13 protein-coding genes are annotated in these 19,776 nt (G+C 69.9%); 9 read left to right on the top strand and 4 right to left on the bottom strand.

Translation table 11 applies throughout. From position 1 onward, the window contains the following. Nucleotides 1-3: 3 nt before the first annotated feature. The 4 genes from KAK06_RS07075 to KAK06_RS07060 all read right to left on the bottom strand — a co-directional run bounded on the left by KAK06_RS07075 (nucleotide 4) and on the right by KAK06_RS07060 (nucleotide 8,878). Nucleotides 4-3,156, bottom strand: coding sequence for an efflux RND transporter permease subunit (locus KAK06_RS07075; protein WP_210801229.1), 3,153 nt, complete (start codon nucleotides 3,154-3,156; stop codon nucleotides 4-6). 31 nt (nucleotides 3,157-3,187) lie between these two features. Beyond that, complete coding sequence (locus KAK06_RS07070) at nucleotides 3,188-4,336, bottom strand: efflux RND transporter periplasmic adaptor subunit (RefSeq protein WP_247652706.1); 1,149 nt, start codon at nucleotides 4,334-4,336, stop codon at nucleotides 3,188-3,190. 167 nt (nucleotides 4,337-4,503) lie between these two features. After that, on the bottom strand, nucleotides 4,504-6,813 hold the full coding sequence (locus KAK06_RS07065; protein ID WP_210801228.1) for a methyl-accepting chemotaxis protein: 2,310 nt from the start codon (nucleotides 6,811-6,813) through the stop codon (nucleotides 4,504-4,506). Between the two features lie 10 nt (nucleotides 6,814-6,823). Continuing rightward, the gene (locus KAK06_RS07060) at nucleotides 6,824-8,878 is read right to left on the bottom strand and encodes a methyl-accepting chemotaxis protein (RefSeq protein WP_210801227.1); all 2,055 of its coding nucleotides are present in this window, start codon (nucleotides 8,876-8,878) and stop codon (nucleotides 6,824-6,826) included. 319 nt (nucleotides 8,879-9,197) lie between these two features. Here KAK06_RS07060 and KAK06_RS07055 point away from each other — a divergent pair, with 319 nt between their 5' ends. From KAK06_RS07055 to KAK06_RS07010, 9 genes are read left to right on the top strand one after another with little or no spacing between them, the layout of a single operon-like run. Continuing rightward, entirely contained in the window at nucleotides 9,198-10,298 is a 1,101-nt protein-coding gene (locus KAK06_RS07055; RefSeq protein WP_210801226.1) for a methyl-accepting chemotaxis protein, read from the top strand. Nucleotides 10,299-10,313: 15 nt separating this feature from the next. After that, the gene (locus tag KAK06_RS07050; RefSeq protein ID WP_210801225.1) at nucleotides 10,314-10,679 is read left to right on the top strand and encodes a response regulator; all 366 of its coding nucleotides are present in this window, start codon (nucleotides 10,314-10,316) and stop codon (nucleotides 10,677-10,679) included. Nucleotides 10,680-10,722: 43 nt separating this feature from the next. After that, the gene (locus tag KAK06_RS07045) at nucleotides 10,723-11,088 is read left to right on the top strand and encodes a response regulator (protein ID WP_210801224.1); all 366 of its coding nucleotides are present in this window, start codon (nucleotides 10,723-10,725) and stop codon (nucleotides 11,086-11,088) included. Nucleotides 11,089-11,104: 16 nt separating this feature from the next. Continuing rightward, nucleotides 11,105-11,413 (top strand): STAS domain-containing protein, encoded by a 309-nt coding sequence (locus KAK06_RS07040; RefSeq protein WP_210801223.1) that lies wholly within the window; start codon nucleotides 11,105-11,107, stop codon nucleotides 11,411-11,413. Further along, nucleotides 11,410-13,650 carry a chemotaxis protein CheA gene (locus KAK06_RS07035; protein WP_210801222.1) on the top strand — a complete coding sequence of 747 codons (2,241 nt, stop codon included), beginning with the start codon at nucleotides 11,410-11,412 and terminating at the stop codon, nucleotides 13,648-13,650. The genes KAK06_RS07040 and KAK06_RS07035 overlap by 4 nt, the downstream gene beginning before the upstream one ends. After that, complete coding sequence (locus KAK06_RS07030; RefSeq protein WP_210801221.1) at nucleotides 13,650-16,223, top strand: methyl-accepting chemotaxis protein; 2,574 nt, start codon at nucleotides 13,650-13,652, stop codon at nucleotides 16,221-16,223. The genes KAK06_RS07035 and KAK06_RS07030 overlap by 1 nt, the downstream gene beginning before the upstream one ends. Nucleotides 16,224-16,249: 26 nt before the next feature. Continuing rightward, a complete protein-coding gene (locus tag KAK06_RS07020; protein WP_247652705.1) occupies nucleotides 16,250-18,406 on the top strand; it encodes a methyl-accepting chemotaxis protein in 2,157 nt (718 codons plus the stop codon). A gap of 12 nt (nucleotides 18,407-18,418) precedes the next feature. Next, nucleotides 18,419-18,952: a chemotaxis protein CheW gene (locus KAK06_RS07015; protein ID WP_210801220.1), complete on the top strand. Its 534-nt coding sequence runs from the start codon at nucleotides 18,419-18,421 to the stop codon at nucleotides 18,950-18,952. Between the two features lie 2 nt (nucleotides 18,953-18,954). Next, nucleotides 18,955-19,752, top strand: coding sequence for a CheR family methyltransferase (locus tag KAK06_RS07010; protein WP_210801219.1), 798 nt, complete (start codon nucleotides 18,955-18,957; stop codon nucleotides 19,750-19,752). Nucleotides 19,753-19,776: the final 24 nt, after the last annotated feature.

Raw genomic sequence — 19,776 nt, 5'->3', positions numbered from 1 at the left:
CGCTCAGGGCCGGCGCTCGCGCACCAGGTAGCTGTAGATCACTGGCACCACCACCAGCGTCAGCAGGGTCGAGGTGATCACGCCGCCAATGATGGCGCGGCCCATCGAGGCCTGGAACTCGCCGCCCTCATTCAGGGCCAGCGCCAGCGGGAGCATGCCGAACACCATCGCCGCCGTGGTCATGACGATCGGGCGCATCCGCGTCTGGCCAGCCTCGAGCAGCGCCTCCAGGATATTGGCGCCGCGCTGGCGCGCGTGGTTGGCAAAGTCCACCAGCAGGATCGCGTTCTTGGTCACCAGGCCCATCAGCATGATCAGGCCGATCAGCGAGAACAGGTTGATGGTGGAGCGGGTGATCCACAGCGCCAGCATCACCCCGATCAGCGACAGCGGCAGCGAGGCCATGATCGCCAGCGGCTGGATGAAGCTGCCGAACTGGCTGGCCAGCACGATGTAGATGAAGATCACCGCCAGGCCCAGCGCGCCGAAGATGGCGCCGAACACCTCGTCCTGGTCCTTGGTCTGGCCGCCCACATCGAACCGGTAGCCCGGGGGCAGCGAGGTCTGCTCGACCAGCTTCTTCACATCGGCGCCCACGTCGCCGGCGGCACGGCCCGAGCCATGGTCGATGCCGGCGTAGATGCCCTGGCGCCGCTGCAGGTCCTGGCGCTTGATCAGCTGCGGATTGGTGACCGCGCTGATCGTGGCCACGCGGTCCAGCGCCACCGGCGTGCCGTCCTTGGCATAGGCCACCGGCAGTTGGCGCAGCTGGTCGATGTCGCGGCGCTGGTCCTGCGGCAGGCGCAGCTGCACTTCGACCTGCTGGCCGTCGGGTGTGGTCCACCAGGTAGACACGTCACCGTTGACATAGGCACGCATCGAGCTGGCCAGCGTCTGTGCCGACAGGCCCAGCTCTCGGGCGGCATCGGGCTTCAGCCGCACCGCATAGGCCGGAACGCCGGGCTTGACCGAGTTTTCCAGGTCGGCGATGCCCTTGATCTTGCGGATCTTCTCGGTCAGCTGGGTGGTGATCTGATCCAGCACCTCCGGGTCGGGGCCCAGCACACCCACATAGATCGGCCGGTCCCAGCCCAGCGCCACGTCCACCCCCGGCACGCTGGCAAAAGCGGCGCGGATCGCGTCCTCGACCTCCTTCTGGCTGCGCTCGCGCTGCTTGCGCGGCTTCAGGTTCACGCCGATCGTGCCGGCCGAGCGACCCTGCTCGCCGCCAATGTTGGTGTTGACCGTCACCACCTCGGGGAAGGTCGAGACGATGGTCTCGAGCTGGCGGAACTTCTCGTCCGAGCGCTCCAGGCTGGAGCCCACCGGCAGCTTGACGTTGATCTGGATGAAGCCGTCGTCGGTCTGCGGGATCATCTCGGCGCCGATCAGGCCGGCGGCGGGTATCGCCAGCGCACTGACGAAGCTGAAGGCGGCGATCCACAGCACCACGCCACGCGGGCTCAGCGTCGCTGCGCGCCAACGGCGGGCCTCCTGCGGCTGGCGCCGGCCGTCGGGGCCGAACGGACGGCCGTAGACCGGCAACGGCAGGCGGTAGCGGCGCGGGCCCATGGCCCAACGGATCAGGGCCTCGTAGACCGCATGCAGCCGGTCCATGCCAAGGTCCACCGCGGCCAGCGCATGGCGCACCCCCGGCAGGCGGCTGATGCGGTCACCCGGAGGATCCTTCCAGACCGCCGACAGCATCGGGTCCAGCGTGAAGCTGACGAACAGGCTGACCAGCACCGCGGCGACGATGGTGATGCCGAAGGGATAGAAGAACTTGCCGACGATGCCATGCATGAAGGCCACCGGCGTGAACACCGCGCAGATCGCAAAGGTGGTGGCCAGCACCGCCAGACCGATCTCGTCCGTGCCCTCGCGGGCGGCGGTGTGGTGGTCCTTGCCCATCTTCACGTGCCGCACGATGTTCTCGCGCACGACAATGGCGTCATCGATCAGCAGGCCGATGCACAGGCTCAGCGCCATCATCGTCATGAAGTTCAGCGTGAAGCCGAAGGCGTACACCGCCAGGAAGCTGGCAATCACCGAGATCGGCAGCGTCAGGCCGGTGATCACCGTGCTGCGCCAGCTGTGCAGGAACAGGAAGACGATGCCCACGGTCAGCAGCGCGCCCTCGATCAAGGTGCGTTTGACACCGTCGAGCGAGTCCTTGGTCCAGTCGCTGCGCGCCCAGATCAGCTTCATCTCCAGGCCCGGCGGCAGCGTGCCCTTGATCTCCTCATAGGCGGCCTTGACCGCCTCGCCGGTGGCCACCAGGTTGGCGTCCTGCTGTTTGATGATGTTGAAGGTCACGGCCTGCTTGCCGTTGATGCGCGACAGCGACTCGGCCTCCTGCTCGCGCTCCACCACCTGACCCAGGTCGGCCACGGTGACCACGCCGGCCGCGCCGGAGGACACCACCACCTCGCCGAACTCCTTGGGCGTGCGGATGCGGCCCTCGATGCGCACGATGGCATCGATGCGCTCGCCGCTGAGCAGGCCCACCGGCTGATCGGCATTGGCCCGCTGCAGCGCCGCGGACACGTCGGCCGGCGTCAGCGCATGGGCGCGCAGGCGCTGCGGGTCCAGGTCGATGCGCACCTGGCGCACCACCAGGCCGCCGATCTGCACGCGCGCCACGCCGTCCACCCGCTCGAATCGGCGGCGCAGTGTCTGGTCGGCCAGCAGCGACAGCTCGCGCGCACTGCGGTCGCTGGCCATCAGCGCGACGATGACCGTGGGCTGCTGGTTGTCGCCATCGAAGCGGGCGATCAGCGGCTGCTTCACATCGCGCGGGAAGCCCGCCTGCACCTGGGCCACCTTGTCGCGCACGTCCTGCACCGCGCGGCTCATGTCGGCGTCGACATTGAAGCGCAGGTAGCTTTCGCTGCGGCCCTCGAAGCTGTTCGAGGTGATCTGCTTGATGCCAGCGATGCCGTTGAGCGCCTGCTCCAGCGGCTGGGTCACCTCGGTTTCCACCGCCGGCGGCGAGGCGCCTGGGTAGGCCACCTGCACGAAGACCATCGGCGGCGAGACGTCGGGCATCTGCTCCACGCCCAGGCGGTTGTAGGCGAACAGGCCCAGCACGCAGATGGCCACCATCACCATCGTGGCGAAGACGGGGTTGTTGATCGAGACGCGGGTCATCCACATGGCTGGAGCCTCCGGGACATGGGATGAGGGATCAACGCGACGCGGCGGCGGCCGGTGCGCTGGCCGTGGCGTCACCGACGCGGGCCGCCCGGCCCTCGCGCAGGTTCTCGAAGCTGCCGGCCAGCACCACCTGGCCGGCGCTGAGGCCCTGCAACACCTCGACCGCGCCGCTGGATGGATCGCGCCGGCCGGTCACCACGGTGCGGCGGACCAGCTGATCCTTCTCCAGCGTCCAGACGTACTCCTGCCCCGAAGCCGTGCCCACCGCCGTGGCCGGCACCGACAGCGCCGGCTGCTCGGCCGGCAGTTCCACCCGGGCCAGCGCGAACTGGCCGGCGCGCCAGCGCTCGTCGGGGTTGGACAGCGCCACCGTGACCTGGATCGAGCGCGCGCCGGCATCCACCGACGGCGCGATGCGTGCCAGTTGGCCGTCCACCGTGCGGGCATCGCCCTCGATCAGCAGGCGCACCGTCATGCCGGGCTTGAGCCGCGCAACATCGCGCGTGCCCACGCTGCCCGCCATTTCCAGCGTGCGCAGGTCCACCAGCGTCAGCACCGGCTGCTCGGCCGCCACCTTTTCACCGGGCAGCGCATGGCGCTTGGCGACGATGCCGTCGATCGGCGCCACCAGCGCTGCCTCGCGCAGCGCGATGCGGGCCGATTCGACCTGGGCCTGAGCGGCGCCCAGCTGGGCGCGCGCGGTATCGAGCGCGGCGCGCGAGTTGTCCAGCGCGATTGGCGAAATGAACTGCTGGTCGGCCAGCCGTTGGTTCGAGGCATGGGTGCGCTCGGCCTGGGCCACCGTGGCCTGGGCCGAGGCCACACCGGCCTGGCGCTCCTGCAGGCGGGCCGTCAGGTCGGCCAGGTCCACCGTGCCCAGCGCCTGGCCGCGCTTGACGCGGCTGCCCTCGGCCACCGACAGCGACAGCAACGTGCCAGCTGCCTTGGCCTTGACCGTGGCCGTGTTGGGCGAGACCAGCGGCCCCGAAAAGGTGATCACCTGGGCCAGCGAGCGCATCTGCGCGGTGGCCACTTCCTTGGGCGAGAAAACCAGCGGCGGCGGCGGTGGCTCCTTCTTGTCGGCCGCCTGGGCACTCTGCTGGCCCTTCCACCACAGGCCGGCCCCTGCCAGCACCACCAGCGCCACGGCGCCCACCAACCATGTCTTGCCTGACCGCATCCTCGTCCCCTGTGCCCGGTCGACCATCGACCGCGTGATCGCCCTCGTGAGGCGTGGCGCAGTGTAGAGGCAGCGCCGGCTTCTGGCGCGGTGCCCGACGAACAGCCTTTCCGGCCGACGAAATGCAGCCCGCGCCGACGAAGCGGGGAACCCGAGCGGGCCCTCGCTCAGGCGTGGGCTTCGGCGTTCAGCAGGGGGCCGGGCGGTGCCGTGGCAGCGGCCGAGGTCGCCGCCGCTTCAGCGCTGAGCCCCTGGCGGTAGACGCCCACACCCAGGAAGGCACCGTCGCCCAGATCCACCACCCAGGCACTCTTGCGTCCAGCGCCCGTCAGATCGGCCAGCGTGAACTCGTATTCCACCCAGCCGCCGCCCTGCTCGGCCTTCGCGCGGCCGCCGTACAGCAGGGTTTCGGCCGCGCCGGGCGGCAGGCCGGGAATGTCCAGCACACAACGGCCTACCCGGCCGGGATCGTTGCCGCAGGCCAGGTAGCGGCCCTCGGCGTCGAAGGCAAACACATACAGGTCGCGGTCCAGGAAGGGGCCATCGGGTCGGTGGAACTCCTCGGCGGCCTTGCCCCAGCCCACCTCGGCCACACGCTGCCGGGCCGCCTCGCACAGCGCACGCGCCTCGTCGGCCGTGCCCTGGCGCAGGCGGAACGCGGCCACCGAGGACTGCAGGGCCTCGGACTGCTTGACCATCGCCCGCGAGGCATCTTCCGTGGCCAGCACGCTGCGCGCGTACGCCTCGCCCAGGGCCTGCAAGGCCTGCACCTCGCCATTGACCTCGGCCAGGGCATCGGCCTGGCGCTCGGCGGCCTGGCCGATGTCGTGGACGCGCCGGGCCATCGAGCCAATGCCCTGACCCATGCCCTCCAGCGCCTGGCCGATGCCGGTGATGCGGCTGGCCGAGTGGTCGGCACCGTCGACGATCAGCTCGATCGTCTCGCGCACCTCGCCGGCCGCTTCGGCGCAGCGCAGTGCCAACTGGCGGATCTCGGCTGCCACGACCGAGAAGCCGCGACCGCTTTCTCCGGCCCGCGCCGCCTCGACCGAGGCATTGAGTGCCACCAGGTTGGTCTGGAAGGCGATGTCGTCGATGACCCCGTTGATCTCGGCCACCCGGCGTGAACTCTCCTGCAGCGCCGTCGCGGTGGCGATCGCCTGCTGCATGGCTTCGCCGCTGTCGCCGGCGCGCTCTTCCAGGCGCCGGCACATCAGGCCCAGGTCGGCGACAGCCTCGGCGGTGACGCGCACCTCGTCGCCAAGGCGCCCGACATCGCTCACCGACCGCGTCAGGCGCTCGTTCTGCAACTCGTTGCGCGCGGCCAGCGACAAGGCCTCCTCGGCCACCTGGGCGCCGCCTTCGCGCACCCGCACCGCGGTCGTGCGGATCTCGGCCACCATGGCCGACATGCGCTGGCCCATGCGGTCGACGCGGCGACCCAGCGCGGTCAGTTCATCCTGGCCCGGCACGTGGGCGCTGTAGCCCAGGTCGCCATCGGCGATGGCGCGGATCGCACTGCCCAAGGCCGCGAAGGAGCGCAGCAGACCGGAACGCAGCAGCAGCACGGTGACCAGGACCACGCCCAACCAGAGCAGGGCCACCAGGACGCTGACCATCAAGCGCCAGCGAGCATCGCCCAGAGCGGCCCGCGAATCGTCCAGTTGGGCCTCCAGCAGCGCCACCTCGGTCACGCCGAGCTGCTGCAGCACCTGGCGCCCGCGGCCGGGCAGGTCCACCTGTCCGGCCGCGCCATCGGGATCCTGCAGGGCCGCATCGGCGTCACGCAGGTAGGCGCGCAGGGTCTGGCGGGCCTGGGCCCAGGCGGGCGACTGCATGCCTTGGGCGCCCAGCAACACGTCGATGCGCTGGTCGATCGATTCGGTATCGCGCTCCAGCATCTGCAGCTGGGCCCGCAGTGCCGAGCGCTCGCCATCGGTCATGTCCGGCAACTGACCCGGTGTCAGCCGCGGTGCGACCTGGCTGACCGCGTCCTGCAGGGCCGGAAGAAGGTTGGTCGACAGCGCCAGCCGCAGGGCCTCCCCGGCACTGTCGGATTCCAGCGTGCCGGTGTCGCGTGCCACCCGCAGCGCCAGGCGCTGCAGGTCGGCCAGCAGGGCGGCACGCAGCTCCGGCGTCAATTGGGCCGGGCGCTGTGCCAGGCGCGTGCGCAGCGGCGCCCAGCCCATGGCGGCGTCGGGGCTTGGCAGCGCAGCGAGGACGGCGTCCACCGCGGCCAGGTCAGCCAGTTCGACCGGAGCATCCAGGCCCTGCTGAACCCGCAGCAGCATCTCCGTGGCTGACAGGCCGTCGAGCCGGCTGGCCAGCCGGTCGATCTCGATCGTGCGGTGGTGCAGCGCCAGCCCCAGCAGCAGCAGCAGGGGCAGCCCCAGCACCAGCAACATCAGTCCCAGCTTGGCATACAGGCCCAGCCGCTGCGTCCGCGCGACGCCCCACTCCCAGACAGACGACAGCATGCCGCGCCCCTCAACCGAAGACGAAGTGCTGCATCGAGCGCTTCAGGTGATCACCCTGCTCACGCAGGCCGGCCGAGGCCTGGGCCAGCTGCTCGACCATCCGGGCATTGCCCCCCGCCGATTCCTCGACCTGGCGGGTGATTCCCACCACCTCGCTGGACTGGTCGCGCCCGGCCTGGGTCAGCCGGACAATGTCGCCCATGATGGCGCTGACCTCGCCAACCCGCTCGTCGGTCTTGCGCACGCTCTCGCCCACGCGCTCGGTCAGCAGGTTGCCCTGGGCGATCTCGTCCACCGAGGCCTTGACGATCTCGGCAATCTTGTGCGCCGCCGACTCGCTGCGGCGCGCCAGTTGCCGCACTTCCTGCGCGACCACCGCAAAGCCCTTGCCGGCCGCGCCCGCCCGAGCCGCCTCGACCGAGGCATTGAGCGACAGCAGCCGGGTCTGGTGGGCCACCGACTCGACCAGCATCACGACGCGACCGATCTCACGGCTCTTGGCCTGCAGTCCCCCCATGCACGCGGCCAGTTCCTGTGCCGCTCGCCGGCTTCGGTGGGCATCGACACGCACCTCGCGCATGTGCTCGGCAATGCGGTCCACCTCGCCGCCGGCCCGGTTCATGGCCTCCATCGAGGCTCGGGCGCGCTGGCCCACATCCTCGATCGAACGCTGGATGTCGCCGGTGCGGCCATTCAGGCCGGCATTGCCCACCGCCACCTCGCGCGAGGCGAAGGACACCGCCGCCACCCCCTGGGTGACGGCCTCGAAGAGGGTGGACATGCGGTGCGTGGAGGTGGCCAGGGCCGTCAGCGCCTGACCGACCTCGTCGGTGCCTCGGGCTTCGGGCTTCTCGCTGAGATCCCCCTTGGCCAGGGCGTCGACCCGCGAACACAGCTCGCCCAGGCCGCCGCCCACCACCTTGACCACGCAGACCAGCAGGTAGGCCATGACGGACAGGCAGGCGAGTGCGCTCAGCGCCAGGCGCAACAGCGCCGCGCGGGTCTGGGCCAGGCGCTGCTGCTGGATGCGCTCGGCCAGGTCCATCAATTGCTCCTGCAGGCCGCGCGCCAGGGCCTGGCTGCTGCGCGCCTGCCGCAGGAAGCCGGCCACGTCCATGCCCATGGCACGGACGACCTCGGCCTCGGAGCCGGCGGTCTGGGCCACGCCTGCCAGTCGGCGGGCCAGCGCGCCAAAGCCGGTCAGTTGGTCGATCGAGCGGCGCAGATTGGCCGCATCGGTCAGACCATCGTCGCTGAGCGCGTCGAGGTGACTGCGCAGCACGTCAATTTCGCGCTGCATCACCACCGTGCTCTCCAGCAGGCGCAGGCCGTGGGCGGGGCGGCCCTCCTCGGTGAAAACACGCACGCCGGGCCGCTCGCTGCGCCGCAGATGGTGGCCGACCAGCGGCATCGCGTCGAGCGCACCCGCGTTCAGCGCGAAGGCGACATGCTGGTCATGCAGCGCCTTGCCCCCGTCCTGCAGCACGGTCGTGCGGAACAGATCCAGTCCGGCCTGGATGTCCATCAGCGCCAGGTACTTGGCCGGCGCCTGACCCACGGCCGCCGGACGCGCGTCGGCGACCAGTGCCTGCAGGGCGCGCGGATCATCGCGCAGCACGTGTATGGCCTCGCGCAGTCGCTCGGCGGTGGCCGGCTCGCTGGCCAGTTGCACACGCAGATCGGCGCCCGCGGCCAGCGCGGCCTTCAGGGCCCCGTCCACCTGGGCGGCGGTGGCGGGATCGCGGTCGGCATCGAACATCGCGGCCCCCAGCTGCCCCAGGGCCAGCTGTTCATTGGCCACTGCGCGGTAAATCTTCAGGGCAGCGACCGAGCGCTGCAGCTCGCGCCACTCGGTCCATCCCGCCAGCGTCAGCTGCGTCAGCAGGAAAGCCAGCGGGACCGCCAGGGATACGAGCAAGAGCATGATCTTGCTGCGAAACCGCAGGTTCTGTAGCAGCCGAACTCCCGGTCCCCACAGGCCGTGGTAGCGCAGCAGATGCAGCTGTTCGACGCTGCCGTCACTGCGGCGTCGGCGCAGGCCCAGAAGTTGTCGGAAGTCGATCATGCGAGTCGCGCGTGGGGCATGGAAAAGCCTGCCCGTGCGCCAGCGACGCACGGACGGGGACCGATGGACGCATCCTAGGCAGGCGCCGCCCCACCCATGGACCGAAGAACAGACGGTTTCCCGCGCTGATTGGCAGATCGCAGGGCCGCGCTGCCCTACACACTCGGCGCCATTGGTCGATTCAGTGTCGGGCCTCAGGCGCCCTGCACATCCATCGGAGCCCTCACGCATGCACCTTCCAAGCTCGCCGAGTGATGACGCCGTCGACGGCTCACGCCCGTCGCTCCGCGCCGCCGCGTGGCACTCCTGGCTGCCCGGAATGGCGCTGGCCACCGCCCTGGCACTGGGCGCCGCCCTGGGTACCCAGCAGGCCACTCCGCTGGCGCTGGGCGCCGGCGCCTGCCTGGCCATTGGCTGGTTCTGGCAGCGCCGGGCGACGAAGCCCCCGACGGTTGCCGTCCCCGCCGCTGCGCCCCCGGCAGCGCCTGCCACGTCCGCCAACGGCCTGACGCGCCAGATCGTGCCGGTGTGGCGCCGCAATGTCGACGGCGCGCGGCTGCACGCCGAACACAGCATGTCGGCGCTGGTCGAGAGCTTCGCCGCGATTGCCGCGCAGCTCGACCAGGCCCTGCAGACCGGCGGCCAGGCGCCGCGCCTGGACACCGCCTCGATCGACCAGTTGCTCGACAGCCACCGCGACGAGCTTGAGACCCTGCTGGCCTCCACCCGCGCCATCACCCAGCTGAAGGACGAGTTGCTGGGTGGGCTGTCCGAGCTGGGCGGCACGCTGGACCAGATGACCGAGCTGAGCAAGGAAGTCCAGACCATCAGCCGCGCCACCCACCTGCTGGCGCTGAACGCCTCGGTCGAGGCCCAACGCGCCGGCAGCGGCGCCGGCGCCAACGCCGGGCAGGGCTTTGCGGTCGTCGCCCAGGAAGTGCGCCAGTTGGCCGACCAGTCGCGCCAGGCCGGTGCGGCACTGGGTCGCCACCTGGCTCAGCTGCAATCCAAGGTCCAGGGCCTGCGCCGCCATGGTCAGTCGGTGGACACCACCGAGGACGAGCTGCGCCTGCAGGCCGAACAAGGCGCCCGCGCGGTGCTGCAGGCCCTGCTGGTGGGCATCGAGGATGTCGCCCGCTCGCAGCGCACGCTGCACGAGGCTGGCCACCAGGTCCAGCAGGAGGTCGAGCAGATCCTCGTCAACCTGCAGGCCCAGGATCGCCTGAGCCAGATGCTGGTCTCGGTCACCGACGACATGCAGCGCCTGCACACCTGGCTGGAGGGCGAGCCCGACGAGGCCGCGCAATCGGCCAACCGCTGGCTGGAACGCCTGGAATCCACCTACACGATGGAGGAGATGCGCTCCTCCCACCACGCCACGGCCAAGGTCGACGCCAAGTCCGAGGTCGAGTTCTTCTGATCGATGGAGCACACCATGAACAAGACCGTGATGGTCGTCGACGACTCCGGCAGCTTCCGCACCGTGGTCAAGCTGGCCCTGCAAAAAGCGGGCTACGACGTGGTCGAGGCCAGCGATGGCCGCGACGCGCTGGCCAAGCTGACCGGCCGCAAGCTCAACCTGGTGGTCTGCGACATCAACATGCCCCAGATGGACGGCATCAGCTTCGTCAAGCAGCTCAAGGCCAGTCCGCTGCACAAGTTCACCCCGGTGGTGATGCTGACCACCGAGACCCAGCAGTCCAAGAAGGACGAGGCACGGGCCGCGGGGGCCAAGGGTTGGTTGGCCAAGCCCTTCCAGACGGCCCAGTTGCTCGATGCCGTGAACAAGCTCTGCATCTGATGCCATCCATCCCCACATCCCATTCTTTCCAGGAGATCTAGACATGAGCAAGACCATCATGGTGGTGGACGATTCGGGCAGCTTCCGCACCGTCGTCAAGCTGGCGCTGCAAAAGGCCGGCTACGCGGTTGTCGAGGCCTGCGACGGCAAGGACGCCGTGGCCAAGCTCAATGGCCAGAAGCTCAACCTGATCGTCTGCGACGTCAACATGCCGCAGATGGACGGCCTGAGCTTCCTGCGCCACCTCAAGACCATGGCGCAGTACAAGTTCACCCCGGTGATCATGCTGACCACCGAGTCGCAGGAATCCAAGAAGGCCGAGGGCAAGGCGGCAGGCGCGCGCGCCTGGATCACCAAGCCCTTCCAGCCCTCGCAACTGGTCGACGCCGTCGGCCGCCTGTGCGTCTGAACACCGGGAGCGCGCGATGAGCGAGCCGATGGCGGTGCAGCTTGAAGGTGGCCTGGGCGTGGTCGATGCCGCGCGCCAGCGCGAGCAATTGATCGCGCTGCTGGACAGCCAACCAGGTGACCTGCGCCTGGACCTGGCCCGGGTGGACGAAGCGGACACCTCGGGCGTGCAGTTGCTGCTGGCCACCGACCGCAGCCTGCGCGAGCGTGGCCACCGCCTGCACCTGGTGCAGCTGTCGCCCGCCGTCGAGCAGGCGCTGCGCACCTACGGGCTTGACGCTGCCCTGACCCCCTACCCCGCCGCGGACGCTGGAGAGCCTGCATGAGCCGTGACGACGACGAGATTCTGGCGGTTGCGCGCGAGGGCTTCCTCGATGAGGCGGGCGACATGCTGCGCCAGTTCGAGCAGGCGCTGCTGGTGATGGAAGAACACCCGCAGGACAGCGAAAACCTGAACGCCGCCTTCCGCGCCGCCCACACCATCAAGGGCACGGCCGGCCTGTTCGGCTTTGAAGCCGTGGTGGCCTTCACGCACGAGGCCGAGACCCTGCTGGAGCACCTGCGCTCGGGCACGCTGGCGGTGGACGAACATGTCACGCAACTGCTGCTGCGCAGCCGCGACCAGATGGAGGCCTTGCTCGACGAGGTCCGCACCGGCGCCCGCGATGCTGCCGTGGCCGAGGTCAGCCGCACCCTGGGCGCCGAGCTGCGCGCCGCGGCGCAGGCGGCGGGCGGCCAGCCGGTGGAGGTGGTCGCCGAGGCACCAGCGCTACAGACCGCCGATGCGGTGGCCGCGGGTCCCTGGCTGCTGTCGCTGCGCTTCGGTCCGGATGCCTTGCGCAACGGTCTGGATCCGCTCGCCTTCCTGCGCTACCTGGAGTCGCTGGGCCGCGTGGCCGGCATCCGGCTGCTGACCGAGCACATCCCGTCGCTGGCTGCCTTGGACCCGGAGTCCTGCCACATCGGCGTCGAACTGCGCTTTGACAGCGCCGCCAGCCGGCAGGACATCGAGCAGGTGTTCGAGTTCTGTGCTGACGACTGCGACATCGCCATCCTGGAGCCGCAAGCCGACGCCTCACAGCGCCTGGCGCTGCTGGAGCGCCGTGCGCCACAGGACGAAGCCCTGCACCTGCTGCTGAGCCAGACCTGGCAGTCCTTCGGCTTCGCGCTGGCGCCCGCGCAGGAGGCCGTGCAGGGGGCCGCACCGCCACCCACGATCGATCCCGTCGCCACGCCGGTCGCACCCAGCCCGGTCGCTGCGACGCCCGCACCTGCCGCACCGGTGGCCGCGGCCGCCGCACCGGCCCGCCGCCCCGGCGACGACACCCGATTCATCCGCGTGCGTGCCGACAAGCTCGATCACCTGATCGACCTGATCGGCGAGCTCGTCATCGCCAGCTCGGGCGCTCAGCTGGTCGCCCAGCAGGAGGCCTCCGCCGCCTTCATGGAGGCGGCGCTGCGCATCGAAGGTCTGGTCGAGGAAGCCCGCGACGGCGCCCTGGGCCTGCGCATGGTGCCGGTGGGCGACACCTTCTCGCGCTTCCAGCGCGTGGTGCGCGACCTGGGCAAGCAACTGGGCAAGGATGTCGAGCTGGTGATCACCGGCGGCGACACCGAGCTCGACAAGTCCATGGTCGAGGTCATTGCCGACCCGCTGATGCACCTGGTGCGCAACAGCATGGACCACGGCCTGGAAACCCCCGAAGGCCGCCAGGCCGCGGGCAAGCCGGCCGCCGGCAAGCTGCGCCTGAACGCCTACCACGAGGCCGGCGCCATCGTGATCGAGGTGGGCGACGACGGCCGCGGTCTGAACCGCGAACGCATCCTGGCCAAGGCGATCGAGCGCGGCCTGGTGCCGGCGCACGCCGATCTGGCCGACGAGGATGTCGACCAGCTGATCTTCCTGCCCGGCTTCTCCACCGCCGAGCAGGTGACCAATGTCTCGGGCCGCGGTGTCGGCATGGACGTGGTCAAGCGCAACATCGAGTCGCTGCGCGGCCAGATCCGCGTCTACAGCCGCCCCGGAAAGGGCGCCACGATGCAGATCCGCCTGCCGCTGACGCTGGCGATGATCGACGGCTTTCTCACCCAGGTCGGCGGCGTCTGCTATGTGCTGCCGTTGGAAATCGTTTCGGAGTGCATTGATGTGCCCGAGGCCTGCAGCCGCGACGCCCACCGTGTCTCGGGCTGCTTCGATCTGCGCGGCGAGGTCCTGCCCTGGCTGGACGTGGCCGCCTTCTACCGCCACGCCCCTGCGCCGCAAACACCCAATGGTCGCCGAAGCCTGGTCATCGTGCGCGACGGCATGAAGCGCGTCGGCCTGATCGTCGATCGCCTGATGGGCGAGCACCAGACCGTGCTCAAGCCCCTGTCGCCGATCTTCCGCCACCTGCGCGCCATCGCCGGCTCCACCATCCTGGGCTCGGGCGAAGTCGCCCTGGTCCTGGATGTGCCGGCGCTGGTCTCCAGCGCCGTCCTGCACACCACCCGCTCTTTCACCCCCCCGCCCCACCTGGCCGTCTCGTCGAGCGGCCTGCAGCCTGCCTTGTCCGGAGACGCCTGATGAAGAACCTGCTTGCCCGCCTGCTGCTGTGGCAGAAATTTGCCATCCTGGGCGTTTTGGCCCTGGTGCTGTGCGCCGTGCCGCTGGCGATGCTGTTGCGCACCGAGTTCGCCACACTGAGCTCCACGCGGCTGGAGCTGGCCGGTGTGGAGCCGATTCGCCACACCCATGCCCTGCTGAGATCGCTGGAGCTGCGCCGCATCGCCATGGTCCAGCAGGCCAGCACCGACGAAGCGGTGCGCCGGCTGGCGCCGTCGGGTGACGGCGGCTTCGCCACCGCCTACGCCGCGGCCGAAAAAACCGTCACCGGCATCAGTGACGACGAGGTGCGCGAGCACTGGGGGGCCATCTCCAAGGCCAGCCAGGCGCTGGCAGCCATGGGTAGCGTCGATGCGGCCAAGCTCGACGCCGCACTCGCGCAGTTCGACCTCATGCTGCAAAACGGCCGCGACCTGCAGGAGCATGTCGCCGACCACTTCGGCCTGACCCTGGATCCGGCCGCCGACGGCTACTTCCTGCAAGCGGCCGCCGTCATGGATGCCGCCCTGACCACCGACGCCCTGAGCGAACTGCACGCGGACAGCCAGCGGCTGCTGGCCGGCGCCGGTGGCGATGTCGAAGGCCTGACCGAGGCCGCCTCCACGCTGCGCGCGCTGAACAACGTGCAGCGTCACTACACCACGCAGATCGAGAAGATTCTGGCGGCCGATCCGGCCCTGGAGAGCTCGGTCGGCGCGCTGGCCAAGAAGGCCGAGCAGGCCCAGCAGGCTGCCGTCAAGCTGGCCGCGGCCGTGCTGCGCCCCAGCGCCAGTCAGAGTGGCAATGCGGTCGATGCCCACCAGGTCTTCCTGCCCGCGCTGCAGGCCCAACACCAGTTGGTGGACCAACTGCATGCGTCCTTGCAAGCCAGCCTGCAAAGCCGCGAATCGGCACAGCTCAACGAGATCGTGATGCTGACTGCCGTGGTGGCCACGCTGGCCCTGTCGGGCCTGGGCTTCTCGGTGCTGATCGTGCGCTCGGTCACCCTGCCGATCGCTGACGCCGTGGTGGCCGCACAGGCTGTGGGTGCCGGCGACCTGGATCACCCGATTGCGCTGGACAACGGCCGCAGCGAGGCCTCGCGGCTGCTGCAGTCCCTGTCGCGCATGCAAACCGAACTGAAACAGCGCATCGAGCGCGACGCTCGCATCGCCTCCGAGAACCTGCGCGTGCGCCAGGCGCTGGACACCAGCAGCACCAACATGATGATTGCCGACGCTGGCGGTCAGATCGTCTACATGAACCGTGCGGTGCAGCAGATGCTGCAGCGCCGCGAAGGCGCGCTGCGCAGCGCCCTGCCCGGCTTCAGCGCCAGCCAGGTGATGGGCCAGAGCTTTGACATCTTCCAGCGCCACCCGGGAGAGGCGCAGATCGGCCTGACGCAGATGAGCACCGAGCACCGCTCGACGATGGAGGTGGCCGGCCTGAGCTTCGCGCTGACCGCCAACCCGATCAACGACGCCCACGGCCTGCGCATCGGCACGGTGGTCGAGTGGACCGACCGCACCGACGAGGTGGCGGCCGAGCGCGAGATCGGCGCGATCGTCGAAGGCGCCGGCCGTGGCGACTTTGCCGCCCGGGTGGACACCGACGGCAAGCAGCCCTTCTTTGCCACGCTGGGCGGCCTGTTCAACAACCTGCTCGAGACGGTCAGCCAGACGATCATCGAAGTCCGCGCGGCGGCCGAACAACTGACCTCGGCCTCGGCCCAGGTCTCGTCGACCTCGCAGATGCTGTCGCAGTCGGCCTCCGAACAGGCCGCCAGCCTGGAAGAGACCACCGCCTCGCTGCAGGAGATGTCGTCGTCGGTGCAGCAGAACTCCGACAACGCCAACCAGACCGATGGCATGGCCACCAAGGCAGCCCGCGAGGCCACCGAGGGTGGTGAAGCGGTCGTGCGCACCGCCGCCGCGATGCGCCAGATCGCCACGCGCATCTCCATCATCGACGACATCGCCTACCAGACCAACCTGCTGGCGCTGAACGCCGCCATTGAAGCCGCCCGTGCCGGCGAACATGGCAAGGGTTTCGCCGTGGTGGCGGCCGAAGTGCGCAAGCTTGCCGAGCGCAGCCAGGTCGCGGCGCAGGAAATCGGCACGCTGGCCACCGACTCGGTGCAGCAGGCCGAGAAGGCCGGGGCCCTGCTGGCCGAGATGGTGCCCTCGATCAACCGCACCAGCGAGCTGGTGCAGGAAATCGCCGCCGCCAGCGCCGAGCAGGCCGGTGGGGTGAGCCAGATCACCGCCGCGATGGACCACCTCAATGGCGCCACGCAGCAGAACGCCTCGTCGGCCGAGCAGCTGTCGGCCACGGCCGAGGAGCTCTCGGCCCAGGCCTCCCAATTGCAGGAGCTGATGGCCTTCTTCCAGGTTGCCGGTGACGCGGTGGGCACCCAGGCGGTCAGCCGTCCCGCTGCACGCAGCCCGTCCGCCAGCGCGTCGCGGCCGCGGGCGAACAACCCCCGCCTGCGCGCGCCCGCTGCACCAGCGCCCCTGGGCGAATCGGTGGATGAAGGCTCCTTCGCCCCCTTCTGAGGCCGGCCCCCCGCCTGCTTGACGTCATGCGCAACAACCAACCTGTCACCCAAGTCGAATACCTGATGTCGGAGGGCGAGACCATCGTCTCGCGCACCGACCCGCAAGGTCGCATCACCTACGTCAACCAGGACTTTGTCCGGGCGAGCGGCTTCACCGAGCAGGAACTGCTGGGGCAGCCGCACAACCTGGTGCGTCACCCCGACATGCCGCCAGCGGCCTTCGAGGACCTGTGGCGCACGCTCAAGGACGGCCAGCCCTGGTCAGGCCTGGTCAAGAACCGCCGCAAGAACGGCGACTTCTACTGGGTCCAGGCCAACGTGACGCCGCTTCACGACGGGGGCCGGCTGAGTGGCTACCTGTCAGTGCGCACCCGCCCTGAGCGGGCCCGCGTCGAGATGGCCGAGGCCCTGTACCGCCGGCTGCGCGAGGAGTCCGGCCATGGCATCGAGCTGCGCCAGGGCCGCGTGATCGCCGGCCGCCTGGCGGCCTGGGGTGACCGCTTCAGCCGTGGCCTGGACACCCTGGGGCTGATTGGCAAGGCCGGTCTGCTGGGCCTGTCGATGCTGACCAGCGGTGCGCTGGGCGGTGTGGCCTGGGCCACCAATTCCTGGCCCATGGCCCAGGTCTGTGCCGGCGTGCTGGCGGTCTCCGGCGTGGCCTGCTGGCGCTATGCGCGTCGCCTCTCGAGCTCGCTGGCCGTGACCGCGCACCAGATGCAGGCCTTCGGCCAGGGCCGCTTCGACGGCGCCATCGATGTGCACGGCCACGACCAGTTGGCAACCATGCTGATGTCGCTCAAGCAGGTGCAGACGCGCCTGGGCTTCGAGTACGCCGACGCCCGCAAGCAGGCCGAGGAAGCCTCGCGCGTGCGCCAGGCTCTGGATGAGGCCGCCACACCCACCCGCATCGCCAACGCCGAGGGCACGATCATCTTCATCAACAAGGCGCTGGACCGCATCCTGCGCCGCGACCTGACGGCCTTCCGCGCCTCGCTGGGCCCGCAGTTCAATCCGGACACCATCGTCGGCGCCTCGGTCGGCGTGTTCTACGTCAAGCCGGACGAGGCGCTGGCGCGGCTGCGCAGCCTCAAGCAGCCCACCACCACCCGCATGATGCTGGGCGGGCGCACCTATGACGTGATCACCTCGCCGATCTTCGACCCCGACGGCCGCCAGGTCGGCTCGGTCGGCCAGTGGAACGACATGACCGAGCAGCTGGCGGCCGAGGCCGAGATCAGCCAGCTGGCCTCGCTGGCGGTGGAGGGCAACTTCACGCTGCGCATCGGCACCGAGGACAAGAGCGGCTTCTACAGGGAGCTGGCCGAGCGCTTCAACGGCCTGGTCCAGACCGTCAGCCGCACCATCGTCGAGGTGCGCCGCTCGGCCCAGCAGCTGGGTTCGGCAGCGGGCCAGGTGTCGTCCACCTCGCAGGTGCTGTCGCAGTCGGCCTCGGAACAGGCGGCCAGCCTGGAGGAAACCACCGCCTCGCTGCAAGAGATGGCCTCGTCGGTACGGCAAAACGCCAACAACGCCACCTTGACCGACCAGATGGCCAACCAGGCGGCCCAGGAGGCTGCGCGCGGCGGCGAGTCGGTGGCGCAGACGGTGGAGGCGATGAAGGTCATCGCCCGCAAGATCTCGATCGTCGACGACATCGCCTACCAGACCAATCTGCTGGCGCTCAATGCGGCCATCGAGGCGGCCCGTGCCGGCGAGCATGGCAAGGGCTTTGCCGTGGTGGCGGCCGAGGTGCGCAAGCTGGCGGAACGCAGCCAGATCGCCGCCCAGGAGATCGGCACGCTGGCCACCGAATCGGTCGGCCAGGCGGAGCAGGCCGGCCAGTTGCTGGCCAGCATGCTGCCGGCGATCAGCCGCACCAGCGCGCTGGTCCAGGAGATCGCCGCCGCCAGTGCCGAGCAGGCGGGTGGCGTCAACCAGGTCTCCACCGCCATGGACCACATCAGCCAGGGCACCCAGCAAAACGCGTCGCTGTCCGAGGAGCTGTCGGCCACGGCCGAAGAACTGTCGGCCCAGGCCACCCAGCTGCAGGAGCTGATGGCCAGCTTCCAGCTGGCCGAGGATGCCGCCCCGCAGGCCAAGCCGACGCGCCGGGATGGGCCTGCCGCGCGCGCCCGACCGCGCCGCACGGCCGCCGAGTCCGACGCTTTCGCCCCCTTCTGACGGAGAGCCACCATGCATGCCATCCCGTCCGGCGACACCGGCCTCCCGGCCGACCTGCAGGGCGCCTCGTCCCAGTTCCTGCGCTTCGCGCTGGGTGACGGCATCTTCGCCGTGCCGATCGATGCGGTGCGCGAGATCCTCGAGCTGGGCCCCTCGACGCCACTGCCGCTGATGCCCGCCTTCGTGCGCGGCGTGATGAACCTGCGCGGCGCGGTGGTCCCGGTGATCGACCTGGCCGCCCGACTGGCGCTGCCCCCGGCCGTGCCGGGCCGGCGCAGCTGCATCATCGTCGTCGAGGTGCCGCCGTCGGAACTGTCCGAGCACGGCGCCCAGGTCATCGGCCTGATGGTCGATGCGGTGCACGAGGTGCTGGACGCCGACGCCCAGGAGCTGGAGGAACCGCCAGCGCTGGGCAACCGCATCGATCCGCGCTTCATCGCCGGCATCGCCCGCCACCGCGGTGACATGGTGCCGGTGCTGGCGCTGCCGCGCACGCTGGCGCTGGACGAACTGGCGGACCTGATCGGCCAGCCGCTGGCCGCCTGAGCATGTCCGACAGTCTGTCCAAGGAGTCTTTTCTGGCCGTGGTGGGCCTGTTCGAGAGCGTCTCGGGCATCCGCCTGTCCGAGGCCAAGCGCCCGCTGGTCGAAGGCCGGCTGCACAAGCTGGCGCAGCGCCTGGGCGTACGCCGGCTGGACGACTACGTGCGCCAGTTGCTCGAGCAGCGCGACCCGGCCGAGATCGTGCGCGTGGTGGACAAGCTCACCACCAACGAGACCTATTTCTTCCGCGAGCCCCAGCACTTCGAGTTCCTGGCGCGGCTGGCCGAGGACCACGGTGGTCACGAGACCTTTCGGGTCTGGAGCGCTGCCAGTTCCTCAGGTGAGGAGGCCTACAGCATCGCCATGCTGCTGGCCGAGAAGCTCGGGCCCACGGGCTGGGAGGTGATCGGTACCGACCTGTCCACGGTGATGGTCGAGACCGCGCGGCGCGCCGTCTACCCAATGGAGCGTGCTCGGCACGTGCCCCGCGAATACCTGAAGCGCCACTGCCTGCGCGGCCATGGCGACCAGGAAGGGCGCTTGCTGATCTCGCGCGCGCTGCGGCAGAACGTGCGCTTCGACAACGCCAACCTGATGGAGACGCTGCCGTCGCTGGGCAGCTTTGACGTCATCTTCCTGCGCAACGTCCTGATCTATTTCGACAACCCGGCCAAGGAGGCGATCGTCAACCGCGTCGCCCCCTTGCTCAAGCCCCAGGGCTACCTCTTCACAGGCCATGCGGAATCACTCAGCAATCTCGCCACCCAGCTCCGGCCGGTTCGCACCGCGGTCTACGCCCGCTAGCGCGCTGCCCCCGGGCCGCGGCGG

The organism is Ideonella aquatica, assembly GCF_018069755.1.
GTDB lineage: Bacteria > Pseudomonadota > Gammaproteobacteria > Burkholderiales > Burkholderiaceae_C > Ideonella > Ideonella aquatica.
The sequence above is the reverse complement of the archived record's forward strand: the minus strand, read 5'-3'. Positions and strand labels throughout refer to the sequence as shown.

Bases quoted from the DNA above. Each gene is read 5' to 3' on its own strand.
- KAK06_RS07075 (WP_210801229.1), bottom strand. From the start codon at position 3,156: ATGTGGATGACCCGCGTCTCGATCAACAACCCCGTCTTCGCCACGATG.
- KAK06_RS07070 (WP_247652706.1), bottom strand. From the start codon at position 4,336: ATGCGGTCAGGCAAGACATGGTTGGTGGGCGCCGTGGCGCTGGTGGTG.
- KAK06_RS07065 (WP_210801228.1), bottom strand. From the start codon at position 6,813: ATGCTGTCGTCTGTCTGGGAGTGGGGCGTCGCGCGGACGCAGCGGCTG.
- KAK06_RS07060 (WP_210801227.1), bottom strand. From the start codon at position 8,878: ATGATCGACTTCCGACAACTTCTGGGCCTGCGCCGACGCCGCAGTGAC.
- KAK06_RS07055 (WP_210801226.1), top strand. From the start codon at position 9,198: ATGGCGCTGGCCACCGCCCTGGCACTGGGCGCCGCCCTGGGTACCCAG.
- KAK06_RS07050 (WP_210801225.1), top strand. From the start codon at position 10,314: ATGAACAAGACCGTGATGGTCGTCGACGACTCCGGCAGCTTCCGCACC.
- KAK06_RS07045 (WP_210801224.1), top strand. From the start codon at position 10,723: ATGAGCAAGACCATCATGGTGGTGGACGATTCGGGCAGCTTCCGCACC.
- KAK06_RS07040 (WP_210801223.1), top strand. From the start codon at position 11,105: ATGAGCGAGCCGATGGCGGTGCAGCTTGAAGGTGGCCTGGGCGTGGTC.
- KAK06_RS07035 (WP_210801222.1), top strand. From the start codon at position 11,410: ATGAGCCGTGACGACGACGAGATTCTGGCGGTTGCGCGCGAGGGCTTC.
- KAK06_RS07030 (WP_210801221.1), top strand. From the start codon at position 13,650: ATGAAGAACCTGCTTGCCCGCCTGCTGCTGTGGCAGAAATTTGCCATC.
- KAK06_RS07020 (WP_247652705.1), top strand. From the start codon at position 16,250: ATGCGCAACAACCAACCTGTCACCCAAGTCGAATACCTGATGTCGGAG.
- KAK06_RS07015 (WP_210801220.1), top strand. From the start codon at position 18,419: ATGCATGCCATCCCGTCCGGCGACACCGGCCTCCCGGCCGACCTGCAG.
- KAK06_RS07010 (WP_210801219.1), top strand. From the start codon at position 18,955: ATGTCCGACAGTCTGTCCAAGGAGTCTTTTCTGGCCGTGGTGGGCCTG.